The organism is Flavobacterium phragmitis (assembly GCF_900112575.1).
GTDB lineage: Bacteria > Bacteroidota > Bacteroidia > Flavobacteriales > Flavobacteriaceae > Flavobacterium > Flavobacterium phragmitis.
The window spans coordinates 56238-72825 of record NZ_FOMH01000002.1; the positions used below are offsets into that span (position 1 = coordinate 56238).

The 16588-nt window shown below is 38.2% G+C and carries 16 protein-coding genes; 12 read left to right on the forward strand and 4 right to left on the reverse strand.

Annotation, left to right across the window (positions count from 1 at the left end; genetic code table 11):
• Nucleotides 1-4: 4 nt before the first annotated feature.
• The 11 genes from BM289_RS03150 (at nt 5) to BM289_RS03200 (ending at nt 8767) form a co-directional block, all read left to right on the forward strand.
• A complete protein-coding gene (locus BM289_RS03150) occupies nt 5-688 on the forward strand; it encodes a conjugal transfer protein TraI (RefSeq protein WP_091490782.1) in 684 nt (227 codons plus the stop codon).
• 16 nt (nt 689-704) lie between these two features.
• Nucleotides 705-1319, forward strand: a complete 615-nt coding sequence (locus BM289_RS03155) for a hypothetical protein (protein WP_091490784.1) — start codon at nt 705-707, stop codon at nt 1317-1319.
• 10 nt (nt 1320-1329) lie between these two features.
• Nucleotides 1330-1965: a hypothetical protein gene (locus tag BM289_RS03160; RefSeq protein ID WP_091490786.1), complete on the forward strand. Its 636-nt coding sequence runs from the start codon at nt 1330-1332 to the stop codon at nt 1963-1965.
• 4 nt (nt 1966-1969) lie between these two features.
• Nucleotides 1970-3181, forward strand: a complete 1212-nt coding sequence (gene traJ, locus BM289_RS03165; RefSeq protein WP_091490787.1) for a conjugative transposon protein TraJ — start codon at nt 1970-1972, stop codon at nt 3179-3181.
• Between the two features lie 23 nt (nt 3182-3204).
• Entirely contained in the window at nt 3205-3813 is a 609-nt protein-coding gene (gene traK / locus BM289_RS03170) for a conjugative transposon protein TraK (RefSeq protein ID WP_244165312.1), read from the forward strand.
• 6 nt (nt 3814-3819) lie between these two features.
• Nucleotides 3820-4077, forward strand: coding sequence for a hypothetical protein (locus BM289_RS03175; protein ID WP_091490791.1), 258 nt, complete (start codon nt 3820-3822; stop codon nt 4075-4077).
• 11 nt (nt 4078-4088) lie between these two features.
• Nucleotides 4089-5378, forward strand: coding sequence for a conjugative transposon protein TraM (gene traM / locus BM289_RS03180; protein WP_091490793.1), 1290 nt, complete (start codon nt 4089-4091; stop codon nt 5376-5378).
• 11 nt (nt 5379-5389) lie between these two features.
• Nucleotides 5390-6232 (forward strand): conjugative transposon protein TraN, encoded by an 843-nt coding sequence (traN, locus tag BM289_RS03185; protein ID WP_091490795.1) that lies wholly within the window; start codon nt 5390-5392, stop codon nt 6230-6232.
• Between the two features lie 267 nt (nt 6233-6499).
• On the forward strand, nt 6500-7432 hold the full coding sequence (locus tag BM289_RS03190; protein ID WP_244165313.1) for a hypothetical protein: 933 nt from the start codon (nt 6500-6502) through the stop codon (nt 7430-7432).
• Nucleotides 7433-7493: 61 nt separating this feature from the next.
• Nucleotides 7494-8483, forward strand: a complete 990-nt coding sequence (locus BM289_RS03195; RefSeq protein ID WP_143102032.1) for a hypothetical protein — start codon at nt 7494-7496, stop codon at nt 8481-8483.
• Nucleotides 8483-8767, forward strand: a complete 285-nt coding sequence (locus BM289_RS03200) for a hypothetical protein (RefSeq protein ID WP_091490801.1) — start codon at nt 8483-8485, stop codon at nt 8765-8767. The genes BM289_RS03195 and BM289_RS03200 overlap by 1 nt, the downstream gene beginning before the upstream one ends.
• Nucleotides 8768-9262: 495 nt before the next feature.
• Here BM289_RS03200 and BM289_RS03210 read toward each other — a convergent pair whose 3' ends face one another.
• Nucleotides 9263-10075, reverse strand: a complete 813-nt coding sequence (locus tag BM289_RS03210; RefSeq protein ID WP_143102033.1) for a hypothetical protein — start codon at nt 10073-10075, stop codon at nt 9263-9265.
• Between the two features lie 270 nt (nt 10076-10345).
• On the opposite strand from BM289_RS03210, the gene BM289_RS03215 reads away from it, so the two are divergent.
• The gene (locus BM289_RS03215) at nt 10346-10669 is read left to right on the forward strand and encodes a DUF6965 family protein (protein ID WP_091129998.1); all 324 of its coding nucleotides are present in this window, start codon (nt 10346-10348) and stop codon (nt 10667-10669) included.
• 411 nt (nt 10670-11080) lie between these two features.
• Here the strand turns inward: BM289_RS03215 and BM289_RS03220 are convergent, their stop codons facing one another.
• The 3 genes from BM289_RS03220 to BM289_RS03245 all read right to left on the reverse strand — a co-directional run bounded on the left by BM289_RS03220 (nt 11081) and on the right by BM289_RS03245 (nt 16588).
• The gene (locus BM289_RS03220; RefSeq protein WP_091491529.1) at nt 11081-12466 is read right to left on the reverse strand and encodes a hypothetical protein; all 1386 of its coding nucleotides are present in this window, start codon (nt 12464-12466) and stop codon (nt 11081-11083) included.
• A 768-nt stretch (nt 12467-13234) separates the two neighbouring features.
• Nucleotides 13235-14821, reverse strand: a complete 1587-nt coding sequence (locus tag BM289_RS03230) for a reverse transcriptase/maturase family protein (protein ID WP_091130006.1) — start codon at nt 14819-14821, stop codon at nt 13235-13237.
• Nucleotides 14822-16204: 1383 nt separating this feature from the next.
• Nucleotides 16205-16588: a hypothetical protein gene (locus tag BM289_RS03245; protein WP_143102034.1), complete on the reverse strand. Its 384-nt coding sequence runs from the start codon at nt 16586-16588 to the stop codon at nt 16205-16207.

Sequence of the window (16588 nt, forward strand, 5' to 3'; positions counted from 1 at the left end):
AAAAATGAAAACAAAAATCACGGCCTGCCTGATCTGCCTGCTGCTTATCGGCACACCGGCAAGACCGGCTGAAAAAACTGCAGCGCTGCCCATCCTTGAAATAGTAAAAGCAGTAACCAAAAAAGTAATTAAAGCAATTGATCTGCGGATCCAGAAACTGCAGAATAAAACTATATGGCTGCAGAACGCACAAAAGAAAGTCGAAAATGTACTCTCTAAATTAAAACTGGACGAAATCTCAGACTGGACGCAGAAACAGAAAGATCTCTATAAAGGATACTATGAAGAGCTGGCAAAAGTAAAATCCATTATCACCTATTACCAGAGGATAAAAGATATTACAAAGAAGCAGGCCAAACTCGTCGAAGAATATGAAAGAGCTTGGAACCTTTTTAAAAGAGACACCCATTTTAAAGAAAGTGAGATTGAGTACATGGAGCGTGTCTACACCGGAATACTGGAGGAAAGCGTAAAGAATATTGACCAGATCTTTTTGATCTTGGAATCCTTCACAACCCAGATGAGCGATCTGAAAAGACTTGAAATAATCAATAAAGCCGGGGACCAGATTGATGCCAATTACGATGACCTGACGATGTTTAACCAGCAGAATATGCTGCTGAGCCTCCAAAGGGCCAAAACGGAAGCAGATGCAAATAGAGTAAAACAATTTTACGGAATTCCATAATTTAAAAACAATCATCATGAAAAAACTGTTTTTTATATTCTCGCTGCTTATCATTTTCCCTCTGGGAATGCAGGCTCAGGCTAAACAGCGTAAGGAACTCCTGCTTCAGATTGCAGCATTGCAGGTCTATATCGATTATGCTAAAAAAGGATATTCCGCTGTGTCAAAAGGACTCAATTTTATCGGTGATGCCAAAAAAGGAGAGCTAAATCTGCATGGCGATTATTTCGCATCGCTTTTAAAAATTAATCCCAAAGTCAGAAACTATTATAAGACCGCTGAAATTATTTCATTGCAGCTGAAAATAATCAAAATCTGTAAAAGGACTTCTGTCGATTTAAAAACAGCAGACTTATTTCACGGCAGCGAGCTGGATTATATTCAGCGTTCGTTTGAAAGACTGCTGCAGAACTGCAGCGATACACTGGAACAGCTTCTGGCAGTCACTGCCGATGCCAGCCTAGAGCTTAAAGAAGACCAGAGAATTGAACGTATTGACGCGCTGCATGAAACAATGCTGGAAGATTACAATTTCTGCATTTCTTTCAGCAGTGATGCCAGACTGCTGTCTGTATCCAAGACAGCAGAAAAAAAGGATTCTAAAAATACAAATGCTGTTTACGGATTATAAATTAAAAATCATGAAAAAAATACTGGTTTTAGGGCTGATTATCTTCTTTTCAATGATCCCTGAGAAAGCAAATGCGCAGTCAGCGGAGATACAGCAGCTGATCCTCAACATTGAAAAATTATCGCAGTTCAAAAAGATTCTCAGTGATATGAAAAAGGGATATGAACTGCTTTCCGGTGGATACAGGACGGTCAAAGAAATGTCTGAAGGGAATTTCAGCCTTCATAAAACCTTTTTAGACGCCCTGATGCAGGTCAGCCCTGCGGTAAAGAACTACAAAAAAATCGGAGAAATTATCAATTATCAGATCCTGCTGGTAAAAGAAACCCGCAACGGACTGAGCAGATTCTCAAAAGGCGGCAACTTCAATGAAAAGGAGCTGAAGTACTTTGAATCCGTTTACGGCAATCTGCTGAACCTGAGCCTTCGCAATCTTGATGAGCTTACAATGGTGGTTACAGCAGACAAGCTGAGAATGTCAGATGATGAACGGCTTGAAGCGGTAGATGCTATTTTTCTTGAGATGCAGGATAAACTGGTGTTTCTGCGGGATTTTAATGCCTCTTCTAACATACTGCTGCTGCAGCGGGCAAAAGAAAGAAATGATGTGCTTGCTTCTAAAGGCCTTCAGCAATTAAAAAAATAAGGATATGAAACTTTCATTAAAAAACAAAAGCAGAATTCACTTTATAGTTCTGTTCCTGCTGCCTTTTTTGACAAAGGCTCAGGGATTAGGCGATGAGATGCAGAGCCTTCATTCCGTATTAGAACAGCTTTACGACGAAATGATGCCTTTGTGCAGCAATCTTCTGGCAGTGGGTCAGGGAATCGCAGGATTCGGAACCATCTGGTATATCGCCTCCAGAGTGTGGAGGCACATAGCAAGCGCCGAACCGATTGATTTCTATCCGCTGTTCCGTCCCTTTGTAATCGGGTTCTGCATCATGATTTTCCCGTCTGTCCTTGCTCTTATCAACGGGGTTATGAAGCCCACAGTTACGGCAACTGCCGCTATGGTCACAGGATCCAATAATGCAGTTGCGGTCCTCTTAAAAGAAAAAGAAAAGGCAGTTAAAGAAACAGATCCCTGGAAAATGTATGTTGGTGCGGCCGGCGCCGGGGACCGGGACAGATGGTATAAATACACCCATGACGGAGCCGACCCTTCGGATGAGAGCATGCTGGCAGGAATAGGTAACGACATCAAATTTGCAATGGAAAAGGCTTCCTACAGTTTTAGAAACTCAGTCAAGGAATGGATGAGCGAGATCCTGAGGGTTTTGTTCGAGGCCGCGGCCTTATGCATTGATACCCTTAGAACATTTCAGCTGGTTGTCCTCTCCATCCTGGGACCTCTCGTTTTCGGAATAGCGGTCTTTGACGGATTCCAGCATACCCTTACCGTCTGGCTGGCAAGATATATCAATATTTATCTGTGGCTGCCGGTTGCCAATATATTCGGCAGCATTATAGGCAAGATTCAGGAACTGATGCTCAAACTGGATCTATCCCAAGTGCAGGCTACCGGTGATACCTTTTTCAGCAGGACCGATATGTCTTACCTTATTTTTATGATAATCGGCATTATAGGGTACTTCACCGTTCCGTCCGTTGCCAATTACATAGTCCATGCGGGAGGCGGCGGAGCCCTGGCCCAGAAAACCACAACCCTATTCAGCACCTCAGCAAGTTCAGCGGTTTCCAAGACATCACAGGGAACCGCAATGGTTCTGGATTCAATGGGAAATGCCGCTGGAAGGATGTCGCAGAGCATGTCTGCATCTTCAGCCTCTTCACCCTATTTTGAGGAGAAAGGAAATTATATGAGCGAGAGGCTCAAAGGAAATTCAAAACAAACTTAAATGATCCGCTCATGTTCACCAAAATGAAAAATATAGACACTGCATTTAAATATGTCAGAGGATTTACGATGCTTGTTATTATATGCTGCGCTTTGATCTGCTGTTACACCCTGAACAGAAGTTTTCAGACTGTAAGCCGCATGCAGGATAAGATATACATCCTTGCGGCAGGAAAAGCTCTGGAAGCCTATGCGTCGGACAGAAAGGATAATGTGTCTGTTGAAGCAAAAGACCATATTAAAACTTTTCACCAGTTTTTCTTTACCCTGGACCCGGATGATAAGGTCATTAAAACCAATGTCACCAAAGCGCTTTATCTGGCGGACGAAAGCGCTAAAAGGATTTATGATGACCTGAAAGAAAACGGTTTTTATTCCGGAATCATTTCAGGCAATATAAGCCAGACCATCCAGATTGACAGTGTAACAGTCGATACCCGGGACTACCCCTACCGTTTTAAATGCTTCTCGCAGCAGAACATTATCAGAACCACGAGCATTTTGAAAAGAAGCCTGATCACGGAAGGAAGCCTTCGCAATGTATCAAGAAGCGACAACAATCCGCATGGTTTTTTAATCGAACGTTTCAATACGATTGAAAACCGGGATTTAACTGTTGAAAACCGAAAATGAGAGGTTATGAAATCACTGTTTAAAAAAAGAGAAACTGCATTTACATACCATAGGCACTATCTCTCTGCACAAAAAAAATGGTCTGAAAAAATGAGCACTCTGGCGGAAGGGTGTTCAAAAAGGAAGCTCATTTTTCTTCTCGGCTTATTTGTTATCCTATCAGCAGGCTATCTTCTTTATAACCTCTATAATGCCTTTTCAGGAAAGGAAGCCCAGAAGGTTAAAATTTCAAAGCAGACTGCAAAAATTAAAATAATCGATTAAAAAATAAACACATGGAACAGAAGACGATATCAATTAAAGAAGCAAAAAAACGAAAAATGTTTCTGGCTCTGCCAATCATCGCACTTCCTTTTATCACCATTCTTTTTTACACCCTTGGAGGAGGAAGAATGGAAGCCGCAGCGGCTGAAAATGAAATAAAGAAAGGATTTAATTTTAAACTGCCGCTTCCCAACTTTAAGGAAGATTCCTCTTTGGATAAAATGAGCTATTATGATAAGGCAGCAGTGGATTCAATCAAACTGCAGGAGCAGATTAAAAAAGATCCCAATTATTCCAATCAAAAAGTTCTGGAAGAATCCTTGAAAGAGTTTTCAAGTCCTGATTTTGCATCCCAGCGTTTTTCAAAAAAGGGAACTGGTCTGAATGCAGCAAGTCCGCAGGACAGAAACGAGCAGAAAATCTATGAAAAACTGCAGCAGCTTCAGAAAACCATCAGCGGGCCGATGCCGGTTAAAAATTACGGCCAGGATATGAGGGAGTTCGAAAACTACGGCTCATCAAATGAAATTTCCTCTCAAATAAAAAGGTTAGAACAGATGATGTCTGCAATGGGCGAAACTCAGCCGGACCCGGAACTGCAGCAGCTCGGCGGGATGCTCGAAAATATACTGGATATCCAGCATCCTTCAAGAGTGCAGGAACGTTTAAAACAGAATTCCGAACAAAAAAAAGGAAAAGTATATTCTGTAAACCTAAAAAGTAAAGCAGATAATATCAGCTCACTTCAAGAAAATACAAAACCCGCAGACAATTTGAAATTGAACGCTTTTTTCACTGAAGATGAGGATTTACACCCAGATCATCCGCAGAATGCACTTGAAGCCGCTGTGCACGAAACACAGACCATTGTAAATGGATCGGTGGTTAAACTAAGGCTCACTGCCGATATTACGCTTCAGGAAACAACAATACCCAAAAACACTTTTGTATACGGTATAGCGGCATTGAAAGGTGAAAGGCTTGAAATAAAGATAGAAAACCTCCAGCATCATGGTTCCATTTTCCCGGTGCAGCTCTCGGTCTTTGATATGGACGGTATTGAGGGCATATATATTCCGGGTGCCATTAGCAGGGATGTGGCCAAAGCATCTGCCGACCGCTCGATTCAGACTCTCGGACTTACCGGTGTTACCGATTCATGGGGAGCGCAGGCTGCGGGAATGGGGATTGAAGCGGCCAAAAGTCTTATGAGCAAAAAGGTAAAACTCATAAAAGTTGCGGTAAAAGCAGGATACAAGGTGCTGTTATATGATGAAAAACAAAAGAATTTAAAACCATAAAATAGAATAAGATGAAAAGAATTAATTATTTGTTTTTAATGGGTCTGCTGCTGGTTTCTGTTTGGGCTCATCCCCAGCTAAAGAGCAGGGAAACTGTTTTTTATGAAGACCGCTATAAAAATCTTCAGATCGGCTATTCGAAGACCACCAGCATCGTTTTTCCCTACCCGATTAAAAGCATCGATAAAGGCAGTGCTGATGTGCTGGTGCAGAAAGCCAAAGGGGTGGAGAATATTCTGCTTGTAAAAGCGGCGAGACAATATTTTTTCCAGACTAACCTGACGGTAGTCACCTCTGATGCAAAATTGTATGTATTTGTACTGAACTACAATGAAGACTGCCCTGATCTGAATATAAAAGCAGAAAATGCTGCGGCGGCGAGTAAGGATGTACTATTCACTCTAGAAAACGAAAATCAGAAAAAAATAGAACAGTCTGCTTCACTGGCACTATCAAAAAAAATAAAGACCAGCGGTTTAAAAAAAGCTAAGTTTCAGATAAAACTGGAGGTCAGCGGCATTTTTATACATGAGGATGTGCTGTATCTGCGTGTAGTATTTGAGAATAAGTCAAAAATTAATTACGATATCGACCAGCTGCGTTTTTTCATAAGAGACCAGCGAAAATCAAAACGAACTGCCTCGCAGGAAATTGAGATCCAGCCGCTGTACTGCACTTCATCAATTGCGGTGATTCCTGATAAGTCTGAAGTAGTAAAAGTTTTTGCACTGGAGAAATTTACCATTCCAGACAATAAGCTTTTAACGCTCCAGCTGCTGGAAAAGAATGGCGGTAGGCATTTGGAAGCCAGCATTAAAAAAAATCTGGCCGATAAAGTAATCCCGCTGCCATAATCCCGGCACCATCCTAAAAAACTTAAAAAGCAGCTTATGAATATAAATATCAGTGAAACCGAAACGCTGTTAAGCTTTGCAGAGGAAATGGCTTCACTAGGCTATCGCTATGCGGCGCACCCTGTTAATCTATCAGCTGACTGCGATAACATTGCTTTTTTCAGGACATCAATGGGCGCAGAGGACCATTGTCTCGCAGGAAGGAATGATATCGACTATTTTAAGAGCGTGCCGATCGATTCGCTTATAAAGGACTTAAAGACAGTCATGAAGAGCGGTATTGATCTGTACAGCAATCAGAAACTTGATCTTACGGAGTTTGTCCGTCTGTCAAGAGAAAACAAGCAATTACCAGAAAATAACTTAAATACAAACATTATGAATGAGACTAATTTAAAATACCTGAAAGACCAGCTGAAATATACTGGATTTGGAGAAACTTTCGATACCGAATTGAGAGAAAACATGCTGAAAGGTGATAAGGATTTTAAAATCATGCACACCGGCATTATGAACAATGGCGTTCCAAACAGAGATACCGTAACGGTTGAGCTGAACTTCAAGAAGTCAGACCAGACTGATATGTACTTTTTTAATTCCTATCATGTGAATCTCCAGAAAGAAGAAAACAAGCCGGGACTGGAACAGACGTTTTACATCAACAATGACGGCACAAGCATTACGCTCAAAGAAGCTTATAACCTGATGGAAGGGCGTTCAGTAAACAAAGACCTTAAAAATAAAGAAGGCGAAACGTACAATTCGTGGATCAAAATAGACTTCAAACAAACCGACAACTCGGGCAATTTCAAAATCAACCACTACCATCAGAATTACGGCTATGATCTGGAAGCGAGCCTTGAGAAGCACTCCATAAAAGAACTCAATACGCCTCAGTATAAGGAAGACCTGATGAATTCCCTTAAAAAAGGAAATCTTCAGTCGGTGACTTTTGTTGTGGGAGGCGTTGAAAGCAAAATGTTCGTGGAAGCAAATCCGCAGTTTAAGACTCTTAATGTATATGATGCAAACCTCCAGCGCATCAATCATAGAGAAAGCAAGGAAGAGAAAAAATCAGAAGGAGAAAAAAAATCTGAAAAACAATCAGAGAAAAAACAGTCTGAGAGCACTGACGAGAACAGTGAAACCCCTTCGGCGAACAAACCAAAAAAAAGAAGACAGCAGTCTAATTCAGTTTAGAGATTTTAAAATTATTAAAGTTTAGATGATGAACCCGCAGTTTCCCGCAAATAGAGTAGAAATGGAATTCAGCCAATGGAAAGCAAGAGAAGAGCGTTTGGGTACGCTCTTTTCAATTACTCCGGCAGAAAACAGATCTTTACTGGCTGAGAAACTGCGCCAGTTCGAGAGAATCAGAACGAAATACAGATCTTCAAAAAATATTGAGGAGCAGCATACGCTTCGAGTCCTTAAAATGGAAATCCAAAGAATGTCCAAACAATTGTATCCAAGTCTCATTTCACGTATCCTGAGGAAAATAATCACCAGCACGCAAAATCAGCTTTCACTTCTCAGTGAGGCAAAAAAAAACGAGAGAAACTTCAATTCCCTTAATGAGGAAGTGCAGCGTATCGGCTTTCCTGATTTATCCGAAAAATTAAAAAATCTTATTGGCAAGGAACAGGAAAATTTCAGCATTCCTCTATCGTACTGCCTTAATGAAAAAGAAAAGATCACTCATAGCCTTTCCTTTTCAAAAAATGCTGAAGGGCATTTTGAAGTTGATGGATTTAAAAGCAGCCTGCAGAATAATTCTAGACCAGAAGACAGCAGGGAATATTATTTTAAAAATGGGCAGGAAAACAATTTTAAGGTGAATGAAGCTTATAATTTATTGTCAGGCCGCTCAGTTGAGCATAACCAATCATGGTTTCAGCTCGACTTTAATGACAGAGACGCTTCGGGCAGTTATCACTTAAAAGAATTTCGAAATGACTATGCCTATGATTTAGAAAAGACTTTAAAGGCCATTACTTTAAAAGAGATATCCAGCCAATATGAAATGGAGAAACTGAAAAATGCTTTAAGGCAGGGTGACAGCGTATCTGCTGTGCTGATTAAAAATGGACGAGAAAATCAGATTTATATAGAGGCCAATCCTCAGTTTAGATCATTGAATATCTATGACCGTCATTTTCGTAAAATCCAGACAGCTTCATCAAAAAACCAGGCAGCAGCATTTCCGAAACAATCCGTCCAAAAAGGAATAAAATCTAAAATGCAGCAGTGATGGAACAGTTAAACCCTTTAACGGAATTCTTCAGATCAATTGAAAAAGATCAGCGCATAAGCATTACCCATATCGGAATTTTTGCGGCATTGCTCCAGTTCAGAGCAAACGAAGGCAATATCAATCCTATCAGAGCCTACAGGCATGAAATTATGAAAATAGCCAAAATAACCGGCCCTGCCACGTATCACAGGTGCATAAAGGATTTAAATCAATACGGCTATATAAACTACATCCCCAAAAGAAACAGAAACCAGAAAAGCGTCATTTATTTTCTTGTTTAAAAGCGAAGCTGCTATTTTTTGGGCAAAAAAAATTAGAGCAGTTTTTTATAAGTATTTAGCAATTTAACTTTTGTGGCAAAATCGTGGCACTTGCAGTTTTTCAAAACTAAAAACTCAGTAAAATCAATTGCTGCCGAACTTAGGTTCGAAACTGTATTACGCAGTTTTATTGTTATTATACTGAGCTTCAAAATTGATTTATCTCTGTTCTTCTGCCCTGCCCTTTTAGCCCCGATAGAAGCGGAAATCCTTCTGCGCCGTGGTTTAGGCGCAGAAGATTGGAACGAATAGCGGGAAAAAGCTCCTGAAAAACAACATTAAACCTAAAGTAATACAACCGGCCCTGCCACATATCACAGGTGCATAAAGGATTTAAATGAATACGGCTATATAAACTATATCCCCAAAAGAAACAGAAACCAGAAAAGCGTCATTTATTTTCTTGTTTAAAAGTGGAGCTGCTATATTTTGGGCTGCAAAAACTAGATCTAAAATTCAGCTGACAGTTACAATGCTTGAATCCGGAAAATCAATATCCAGAAACTTCTTTATCATACCTGTCACCACATCGATCCGGGTTCCTATTATTATATTTCGGTTTTTTATGGACCAGTCGGTCATTATTGCCACCAGTTTAGGCCTTATTATTCCCGTTTTCAAATCTAAAGGATCTGTAAACCATAGCCCACAGCCGCTGATGCCGTATAGATCCGGCCCTGTGCCGAAAGTGCCTTTTCGGCTGTCATAGGCTGACTTTTTATTGTAGGCCACCATAACATTCACATGCGGATTACTGCCAAACCCTGCATATTTCTCACTATGCAGAGGGGCTGTGAAATGGAAAAACGTAGTCACATCGAAAATATCGGTTTTATAGAGGACTTTTGCCCTCGTTGCAGGGTATCCGAGAAAGGTGTAAAATTCTTCATTTTGGAATATATGATTGATGGCCAGATCCTCAGCCTGCAGAAAACTATAGGAACGCAGGATATGCGGCAGGCAGTCCGCATCCAAACGAAGAACCGCTATATCAATTGTATCCTTTTCCCGATCTTCGGTACGGTTGATGTAGGTATCTCCGCCGGGCTTTATTATTTCATATTCCTGAGAAAGGAAGATAAAAAACTCACCATGCCTTTCCAGAACATGGGCCGCCGACACAAGAAAATAGTGCCCGCCTATATGAACAAATACGCCAGTTCCATGCGCCTTATAATTTGAGGTATCGGTCATGATTATGCATGTGCAGCTCTTCATCAACTCCAAACTGGAGATCTGCAGGGCTCTGTAATCCTCCATTGTTTTCATATATAGAATAATTTGACAATTTAGTATTAGCCCCGATAATAGCGGTATCCTTTTACGCCGGGGTTCGGCGTAAAATATTGAAGCGGATAGCGGGAAAAGCTCCTAAAAAATAATATAAAGCTAAAAATAATATTTTTTAATACCATTTCTTTGCCATGAAACGCAAAAAAATTCTGCAGTATCATATTCTTAAAGACCTTCTCTAATAGAGCCGAATTGAATGTGCCAAAAAGCCTCGTAAATCCGGAATTAATCCGCTAATTTTGCGGCATGAATTACGAAGACATCAAACGCCATTTTGAAAACAATCCCCCGCCCAAGGAAGTGAAATGGACCCAGTGGGCATACATCTCCGATACCCAGCAGTTTTTAAAGAGCTGCTATATCGGAATCAGGAACTTCAACGGTCCTATGGACCGCTGTCCTGCATGGTGGCATCTGAGGGATTTTTATATCCTGATGAAGAAAACCTCCCAGCAGACGGCCGCTGCAGAAGGAAATCAATCGGAAGAAAATGCTTCTGGGGAAATTGCGGAAGAACAGCCCCCTGTACAGCACAATTCGGACGCAGCAATCAGCGAAGAAATTTCCTAAGCGGAAGCCGAAACAGCCGTCTAAAAAAGACACGAAAATTCACCTGCTTTATTATAAAACGACAGCCCTGCTTTTCATCGGCAGGGCTGTTTAGGTTTGAAACTTTTAGAACTCTATGATGCATTAAATATGAGTGATCTGAGTTTTGTGGCAAAATCGTGGCACTTACAATTTTAGGAATCTAAAAACTCAGCAAAATAAAGTACTGACGAGTTTAGGTTCGAAACTGTATACGAAATTTTTACTATACAGCCCTCTAAAAATAATTATATTTCAAATAGTATATCCATACGATTTCTTTGTCAGAAAATACAATTTACAGGATTTAAGTTTTCTAAAAATTTTTTATTCTTACCAAAGTCAATTTTCATGGTTTATTGTTACATAAGAGTTATTATTTTATTTACAAAATCATTGATATGAATAGAAATTTATTTTTTTTTTGATTTTCCATAATAAATATGATGGATTTTCTTTTACTTTTTCCTTATAATCTTGATAATCCTTATACCCCTTCCCTAAAGCTAAAGCTGTTGCCAGCAAACTAAAGCCACCTGTTGAAAAACCGCCTGCCAAACCACCAATTCCAACCAACGAGTTAACAAAAACCTGCTTATTGATATGATTTATTTTTTGCTTAATTTTCTGAACCTGCACATCATTTAACTCATGAAAAATGTTTTCTGTCTTTTGCTGGATAATTTTTGGATCGCTTATTGTCCTTAATTCTCTGAAATGTTTTTCAAGTTCAATTCGAAAGTTTGTAAAGACTCCTGAATCCATTTCCCTGACATTCATCAGCTTCTCTATATCAATGTTATCAAGAAATGGCAAGTCAAAATTGATTATTCTATTGGCTGTTTCGGTCTGAATTGTTTCCTTTACACTGTAGTTCTGAGATATTAATTTACTTGTAAAATCATTATCGCATAAATAAGTTGAATTGAGATTAGAGGAAATAAAATTTTCTTTAAAAATCCCATCGAAAAAATTTTTAGATGTTGAATTTATTGACTGTGCAACCCAAGCGTTAAAATGATCTATTTCGGGTGCTGAGTCAGGCAACATATGACTAAAAGTAACTGTGCCTGTTGTTTCATCCATGCTTAGCACTTCCGTCTGAAACAAATGATAAATCATGCTTGACTTGAAATTCGTTTCCTTAAAATCGACCACAATGCTTCTGCAAGGGTACAGTTTCTCCATAACCTGCCAACCATCACCGGATTTAAATTTTTCCATTGAACGGACAGAAACATTATCCCAGAAAAAATCCATAATTTCTTTAGGAAGAACCCCATTATAGTAATCAACAGGCATTTTTAGCGGAATCTGTTTAGGCGCTTCAAAATGATAACTTAGAGGAAAGATCTTTATATAATTACCTGCAACCATAGGCGTTATCTCCTTTAAATGCAATGATGCCTTTTTAAGACTATTTCTATTAATTATCCCATCATTTTTGTATCCCAGATATTTCCCAGTTACATTGCTTATTTCTGACTGAAAATCTGTCAAAGAAAACAGGGGATCTTTAATAATAAATTGATCTATATATAGCGATGTCTGCTTAAGCAGTCTGAGAGGGATTTCGTCTGACGACGAAAAAACTTTTAAGAAAGAATCCCGTTCGACAATTTCTTTAATTAATTGGTCATAATTATCAATGCAATGCTTCCTGTAATCTTGCAATTCCCTTTCGATTCTTTCATCAGTTTCCTTAACAAAATTATTTTCAATACTATTCTCATGAAAGAATAAGCTATCTGCCAAAAAATTATATGTAACACTTCCCATAGATATGACCTTTTTTTTATGATTGATCTTTAATATAAAAATTATGAAAATCTCAGCCTTCATTTCATCATATCATTTAGCTTAAAATGATTTACCAGTTTTCATCAATCATTAAATGCTTTCTATTTTTTTCTTTTAGAAGCAGATAATCCTCTGCTTCTTACGTACTAATTCAAATACATGCCATAAGGTGCTGTAACGAAATGTTTCTGTAAAAAGCTCATAATCCGCTGTTTTTTATGATCATTATATGCTTTATAAATATCGTCAATAAGCTTGCTTAATAACTTACAAAAATTATAATGGATATGCATTGTTATATTTGACGCAATTTGTACTGCTACATCCTGAATATCTTTTGAAAGAAATGGGCTGTTTGTTAAATCTCGCAGGGTTTTAATAAAAACTGCATATCTCATGGTATAAAAAATATGATGATTTTTTATTTCTCCTTCTTTAGCTTTAGCGGCATGTGCGGATTGGCCCTGACGATCATTTTTTCAAAAATAAAATCATCATATTCCTTAATGCTGCCTTCCACATAAACATGTTAATTAATTTCATTTTCCAAGAATTGAATACACACCGGCCAAAATCATGCTTAATAAAAATCTTAAAAAAACTAAAAACAATCACAAAAAAAGGAGAAAACTAAAGACAAAAAAAACATAACTAACTATCCAACCCTTTCGAAAGTCTAACTAATGCAAAAACAATCTGCTCGACCGAAGCAAAAAATTGGTGTAACTCCCATGGATCTGATAAAATTCAATACTTCATTCTTTTTCTGCTCACTCTTCGTCCCTGTTCTTTTTTTTTGGTGTATATATATTCCTTATACTCGTGTTGTGTGAAAGATTTCATTAAAATCTCCTTTTCCAGAATTGCAAAATGTGCAGAGAGCTGTTTTCTAATGGATTTGGAATCCATCCCTTCGCGATAGGCTTTAATTGATTTAGAATAATAACGCTTCTTTGAGGCCTTTACCGCATAAGAAAGAAAATTCCTTTTTCCCAAATGCGAGTATCTTTCAAATATCTGCTTTTTGAGTATTTTATCCCTCTTTGATTTATCGCTGTAGGCCATCATAACAGTCTTTACAATCCTGCCCTTCATTTTCCTGAAATAGCGGGAAAGGCTTCCTGGCCTGATATAAATCGAGACTCCATTAAACTCAAAACCGAGATACTGTAGATTCTTATAATACTGCTGCTCATTCTGCGAAGTGAAAACTGGTGAAAATTTTTCAATTTTCTTCTGGTTAAATCCTCTGATTTTTCCGGATAATGCAGGCCTGAAATGGATTATTTCAGTTTTTTTTGTCTGAATAACCAGTTTATAGGCAGCTATTTCCTTTAGAACAATTTCATTGATTTGCGCTGCCTTTTCAGAGTCACAGATTATTAAAAGATCATCGCAGTAGCGCCTGTATGTAAAGTCCAGCTCGATACTGAGATTAAATATCTTTTCATCAAAATCAATCAAGTAAATATTTGACAGCAATGCGCTCATAGGCGAGCCTTGAGGTATTCCCCGGAAACTTTTCTCTCCTCCTTGCGAAATTTTAGGAAGATTGACCGTCAAAAGATTTCTTTTTCGGAGCAGATCAAACTTATTGTTGAACGTTGGGCCGGCTGCATCGTCAGGTATGAGATCTAGAAGCGAGTTCCAGTGAGGTGCTGTTTTTAAATCTATTTTAAAATGCTTCAAGATACTGTCTCGGTTTATGTAGCTGTATTTTGTAAGAGATCTGAAAATTTTATACTGGTCCTTTGCCAGCTCCTGAATGTTTAATGTTTTACACCATTTGTCTTTTAAAATCGTGTGGTCAATATTATCAAAATAACCGGTAATATCAAGTGCAATCGCAGTGCAGTGACCATTAGCTGAGGCCTTTTTTCTCACAGCTTCAAATGCTTCTTTTGCAAACTGTATATTACATTTCCCGTCAAGATCAGACCTGTAGGCCAGCACGCATTCACTAAAACCTTTCTCATGTACATACTCTTGGTACTTTTCGGTCAAAGCAAAAGAATAAAAACCATAAATATAAGAGTCGAAATGGGAAGCGAAAGCGATGGGTCTTATTTTAGTTTCCAGACCATACATTTTTTCGTTTTCCTGAAATCTGAATCTCGGTGTTTTGGTTAGTATTTTTACAAAAGGAAGAAAAGAATGCTTTTCCATAAGCACTCTATTTGACACAAGCTTTTTGATGTCACTGCTGTTTTTAAAAAAATTAAAATAAGGATCTAGGTGTGGATACGTTTTCAGTTCAAAACTCTCCTGGCTTTCGGCAGTCTTCGCCACATAACGCTCCCATAAATCCTCATTAAAAAGTAGTGTTTGATTCATTATTTTTTTATAGGGACACCAGCAGGAAAGCAGTATCAGTCATTAACCTTACCTGCTGATGTACAATGTTAAACATTGCTTGGCAGACGACCGATTTCCATCGTCTTGGGGTTTACACCCATTCATGCCTTAATCCTCACATTGGCTGATAGAATTGTGTTCTCAGCACTTCAGATTGGCTTTTTTAATTCCAACCTTTCCAAGATTACCGGCAGTCTGACTGAACTGCTTTTGTGTGCCTTGAAACCTTGCAGAAATGTTTTACACCTGCTCGGACATACCAGACAGAGCCTGGGAAATCTTACAAACAATAGAAATGTTATGAAAGCAACTTTAATCTTGACATTATGTCTGATATTTCATATCTTAGCGAAATATTTCTTTCCCTTTGGTTCAGAAATTGCAGTATATGTCATAAATCACATTCTGCCTGTCGCGATAGGCAGAATAGTCAACTTAAACATTCAACCCTCCAAACTATTTTGAAGGCACTTAGTTAGTTCAAAATCCGTGCCATACATTATCCTAATTACCACATTTAATTATAACGCTCTATAGATATCAGTTTTATCAAAGAAAAGATAATTATTTGAAACATTTTGTCAGCTTATATGACAGCTCTGACATATACCAAGCCTGTTTTGGTTGTTCTCCATCACATTGATACTCTTTTAATTTTTCATTTCAATTACAATTTATCCCCATAGCATGCCAGCTTTGCAATCACAGCTCAATTAGGATCATACTTCAGAAAATTATGCAAACTAGGGCCCTAGCCCCGATAGAAGCGGAAATCCTTCTGCGCCGCCGTTCGGCGCAAAAGATTGCAGAGGATAGCGGGAAAAAGCTCCCAAAAAATAATATTAAAAATATTAAATGCAATTGACGATGCTAATCATCCGATCAGATTGCATAAAAATTCCTCCTACCGATTAAAAATAGCCAAAATAACCGGTTCCGTCACTTATCACAGGTGCATAAAGGATTTAAATGAATACGGCTATATAAACTACGTCCCTAAAAAAAATAGAAACCAGAAAAGCGTCATTTATTTTCTTGTTTAAAAGCGGAACTGCTATTTTTTGGTGCAAAAGCTAGATCAGTTTTTTATAAACATCAGTACTCTGAGATTTGTGGCAAAATCGTGGCACAAGGTATTTTTGAAAACAGGAAATCCAGCAAAATCAATTATTGACAAGCTTAGGTTCGAAACATTACTACCAAAACATATTAATTGTCAGTATACTGCGAGACAACTAAATACTTATAAGAAATATTTAATATTTCTTATGTTCAAGGCTCCAAAATATTTGGAGCCTTTCTAAAACATTTCTTCATATTCCCTTCTATGATTCCTTATCATTACAAAAAACTTTTTTCTCTTTATTTAGGAGATTCAAAAATTGCACTTTTTATAATTGTATCCGTCTTTAGAATTTTTAAAACCAAATTTTTAAAATCATCGTCATATTTAATACTAATGCAGCTTTTTAAGACCATGCCTTTACCTTTAATTTTTTCTTTAATATATGAATCTATAAAAGATTCCAGAGTTTCAAAATTATTTGGATTTAGGCTTAATTTTTTATTGTAAAAGAGAATGCTTTTATCTTCGCTTTTTATCCCATTGATCCAATTTGTTTGAGTAATGCATTTGCAGACCGCATAATCATCAAACCATGCCTTTGCAATTTGTTCTTGAGTAGCTGTCTGGGAAAAAACTTTAATGAAATTAAACATTAAAATTAAAAACAATATTTTTTTCAT

What these genes read in the sequence shown, in the direction of transcription:
- BM289_RS03150 (WP_091490782.1), top strand. Translation starts at nt 5, where the DNA reads ATGAAAACAAAAATCACGGCCTGCCTGATCTGCCTGCTGCTTATCGGC.
- BM289_RS03155 (WP_091490784.1), top strand. Translation starts at nt 705, where the DNA reads ATGAAAAAACTGTTTTTTATATTCTCGCTGCTTATCATTTTCCCTCTG.
- BM289_RS03160 (WP_091490786.1), top strand. Translation starts at nt 1,330, where the DNA reads ATGAAAAAAATACTGGTTTTAGGGCTGATTATCTTCTTTTCAATGATC.
- traJ (WP_091490787.1), top strand. Translation starts at nt 1,970, where the DNA reads ATGAAACTTTCATTAAAAAACAAAAGCAGAATTCACTTTATAGTTCTG.
- traK (WP_244165312.1), top strand. Translation starts at nt 3,205, where the DNA reads ATGAAAAATATAGACACTGCATTTAAATATGTCAGAGGATTTACGATG.
- BM289_RS03175 (WP_091490791.1), top strand. Translation starts at nt 3,820, where the DNA reads ATGAAATCACTGTTTAAAAAAAGAGAAACTGCATTTACATACCATAGG.
- traM (WP_091490793.1), top strand. Translation starts at nt 4,089, where the DNA reads ATGGAACAGAAGACGATATCAATTAAAGAAGCAAAAAAACGAAAAATG.
- traN (WP_091490795.1), top strand. Translation starts at nt 5,390, where the DNA reads ATGAAAAGAATTAATTATTTGTTTTTAATGGGTCTGCTGCTGGTTTCT.
- BM289_RS03190 (WP_244165313.1), top strand. Translation starts at nt 6,500, where the DNA reads ATGAAGAGCGGTATTGATCTGTACAGCAATCAGAAACTTGATCTTACG.
- BM289_RS03195 (WP_143102032.1), top strand. Translation starts at nt 7,494, where the DNA reads ATGGAATTCAGCCAATGGAAAGCAAGAGAAGAGCGTTTGGGTACGCTC.
- BM289_RS03200 (WP_091490801.1), top strand. Translation starts at nt 8,483, where the DNA reads ATGGAACAGTTAAACCCTTTAACGGAATTCTTCAGATCAATTGAAAAA.
- BM289_RS03210 (WP_143102033.1), bottom strand. Translation starts at nt 10,075, where the DNA reads ATGAAAACAATGGAGGATTACAGAGCCCTGCAGATCTCCAGTTTGGAG.
- BM289_RS03215 (WP_091129998.1), top strand. Translation starts at nt 10,346, where the DNA reads ATGAATTACGAAGACATCAAACGCCATTTTGAAAACAATCCCCCGCCC.
- BM289_RS03220 (WP_091491529.1), bottom strand. Translation starts at nt 12,466, where the DNA reads ATGGGAAGTGTTACATATAATTTTTTGGCAGATAGCTTATTCTTTCAT.
- BM289_RS03230 (WP_091130006.1), bottom strand. Translation starts at nt 14,821, where the DNA reads ATGAATCAAACACTACTTTTTAATGAGGATTTATGGGAGCGTTATGTG.
- BM289_RS03245 (WP_143102034.1), bottom strand. Translation starts at nt 16,588, where the DNA reads ATGAAAAAAATATTGTTTTTAATTTTAATGTTTAATTTCATTAAAGTT.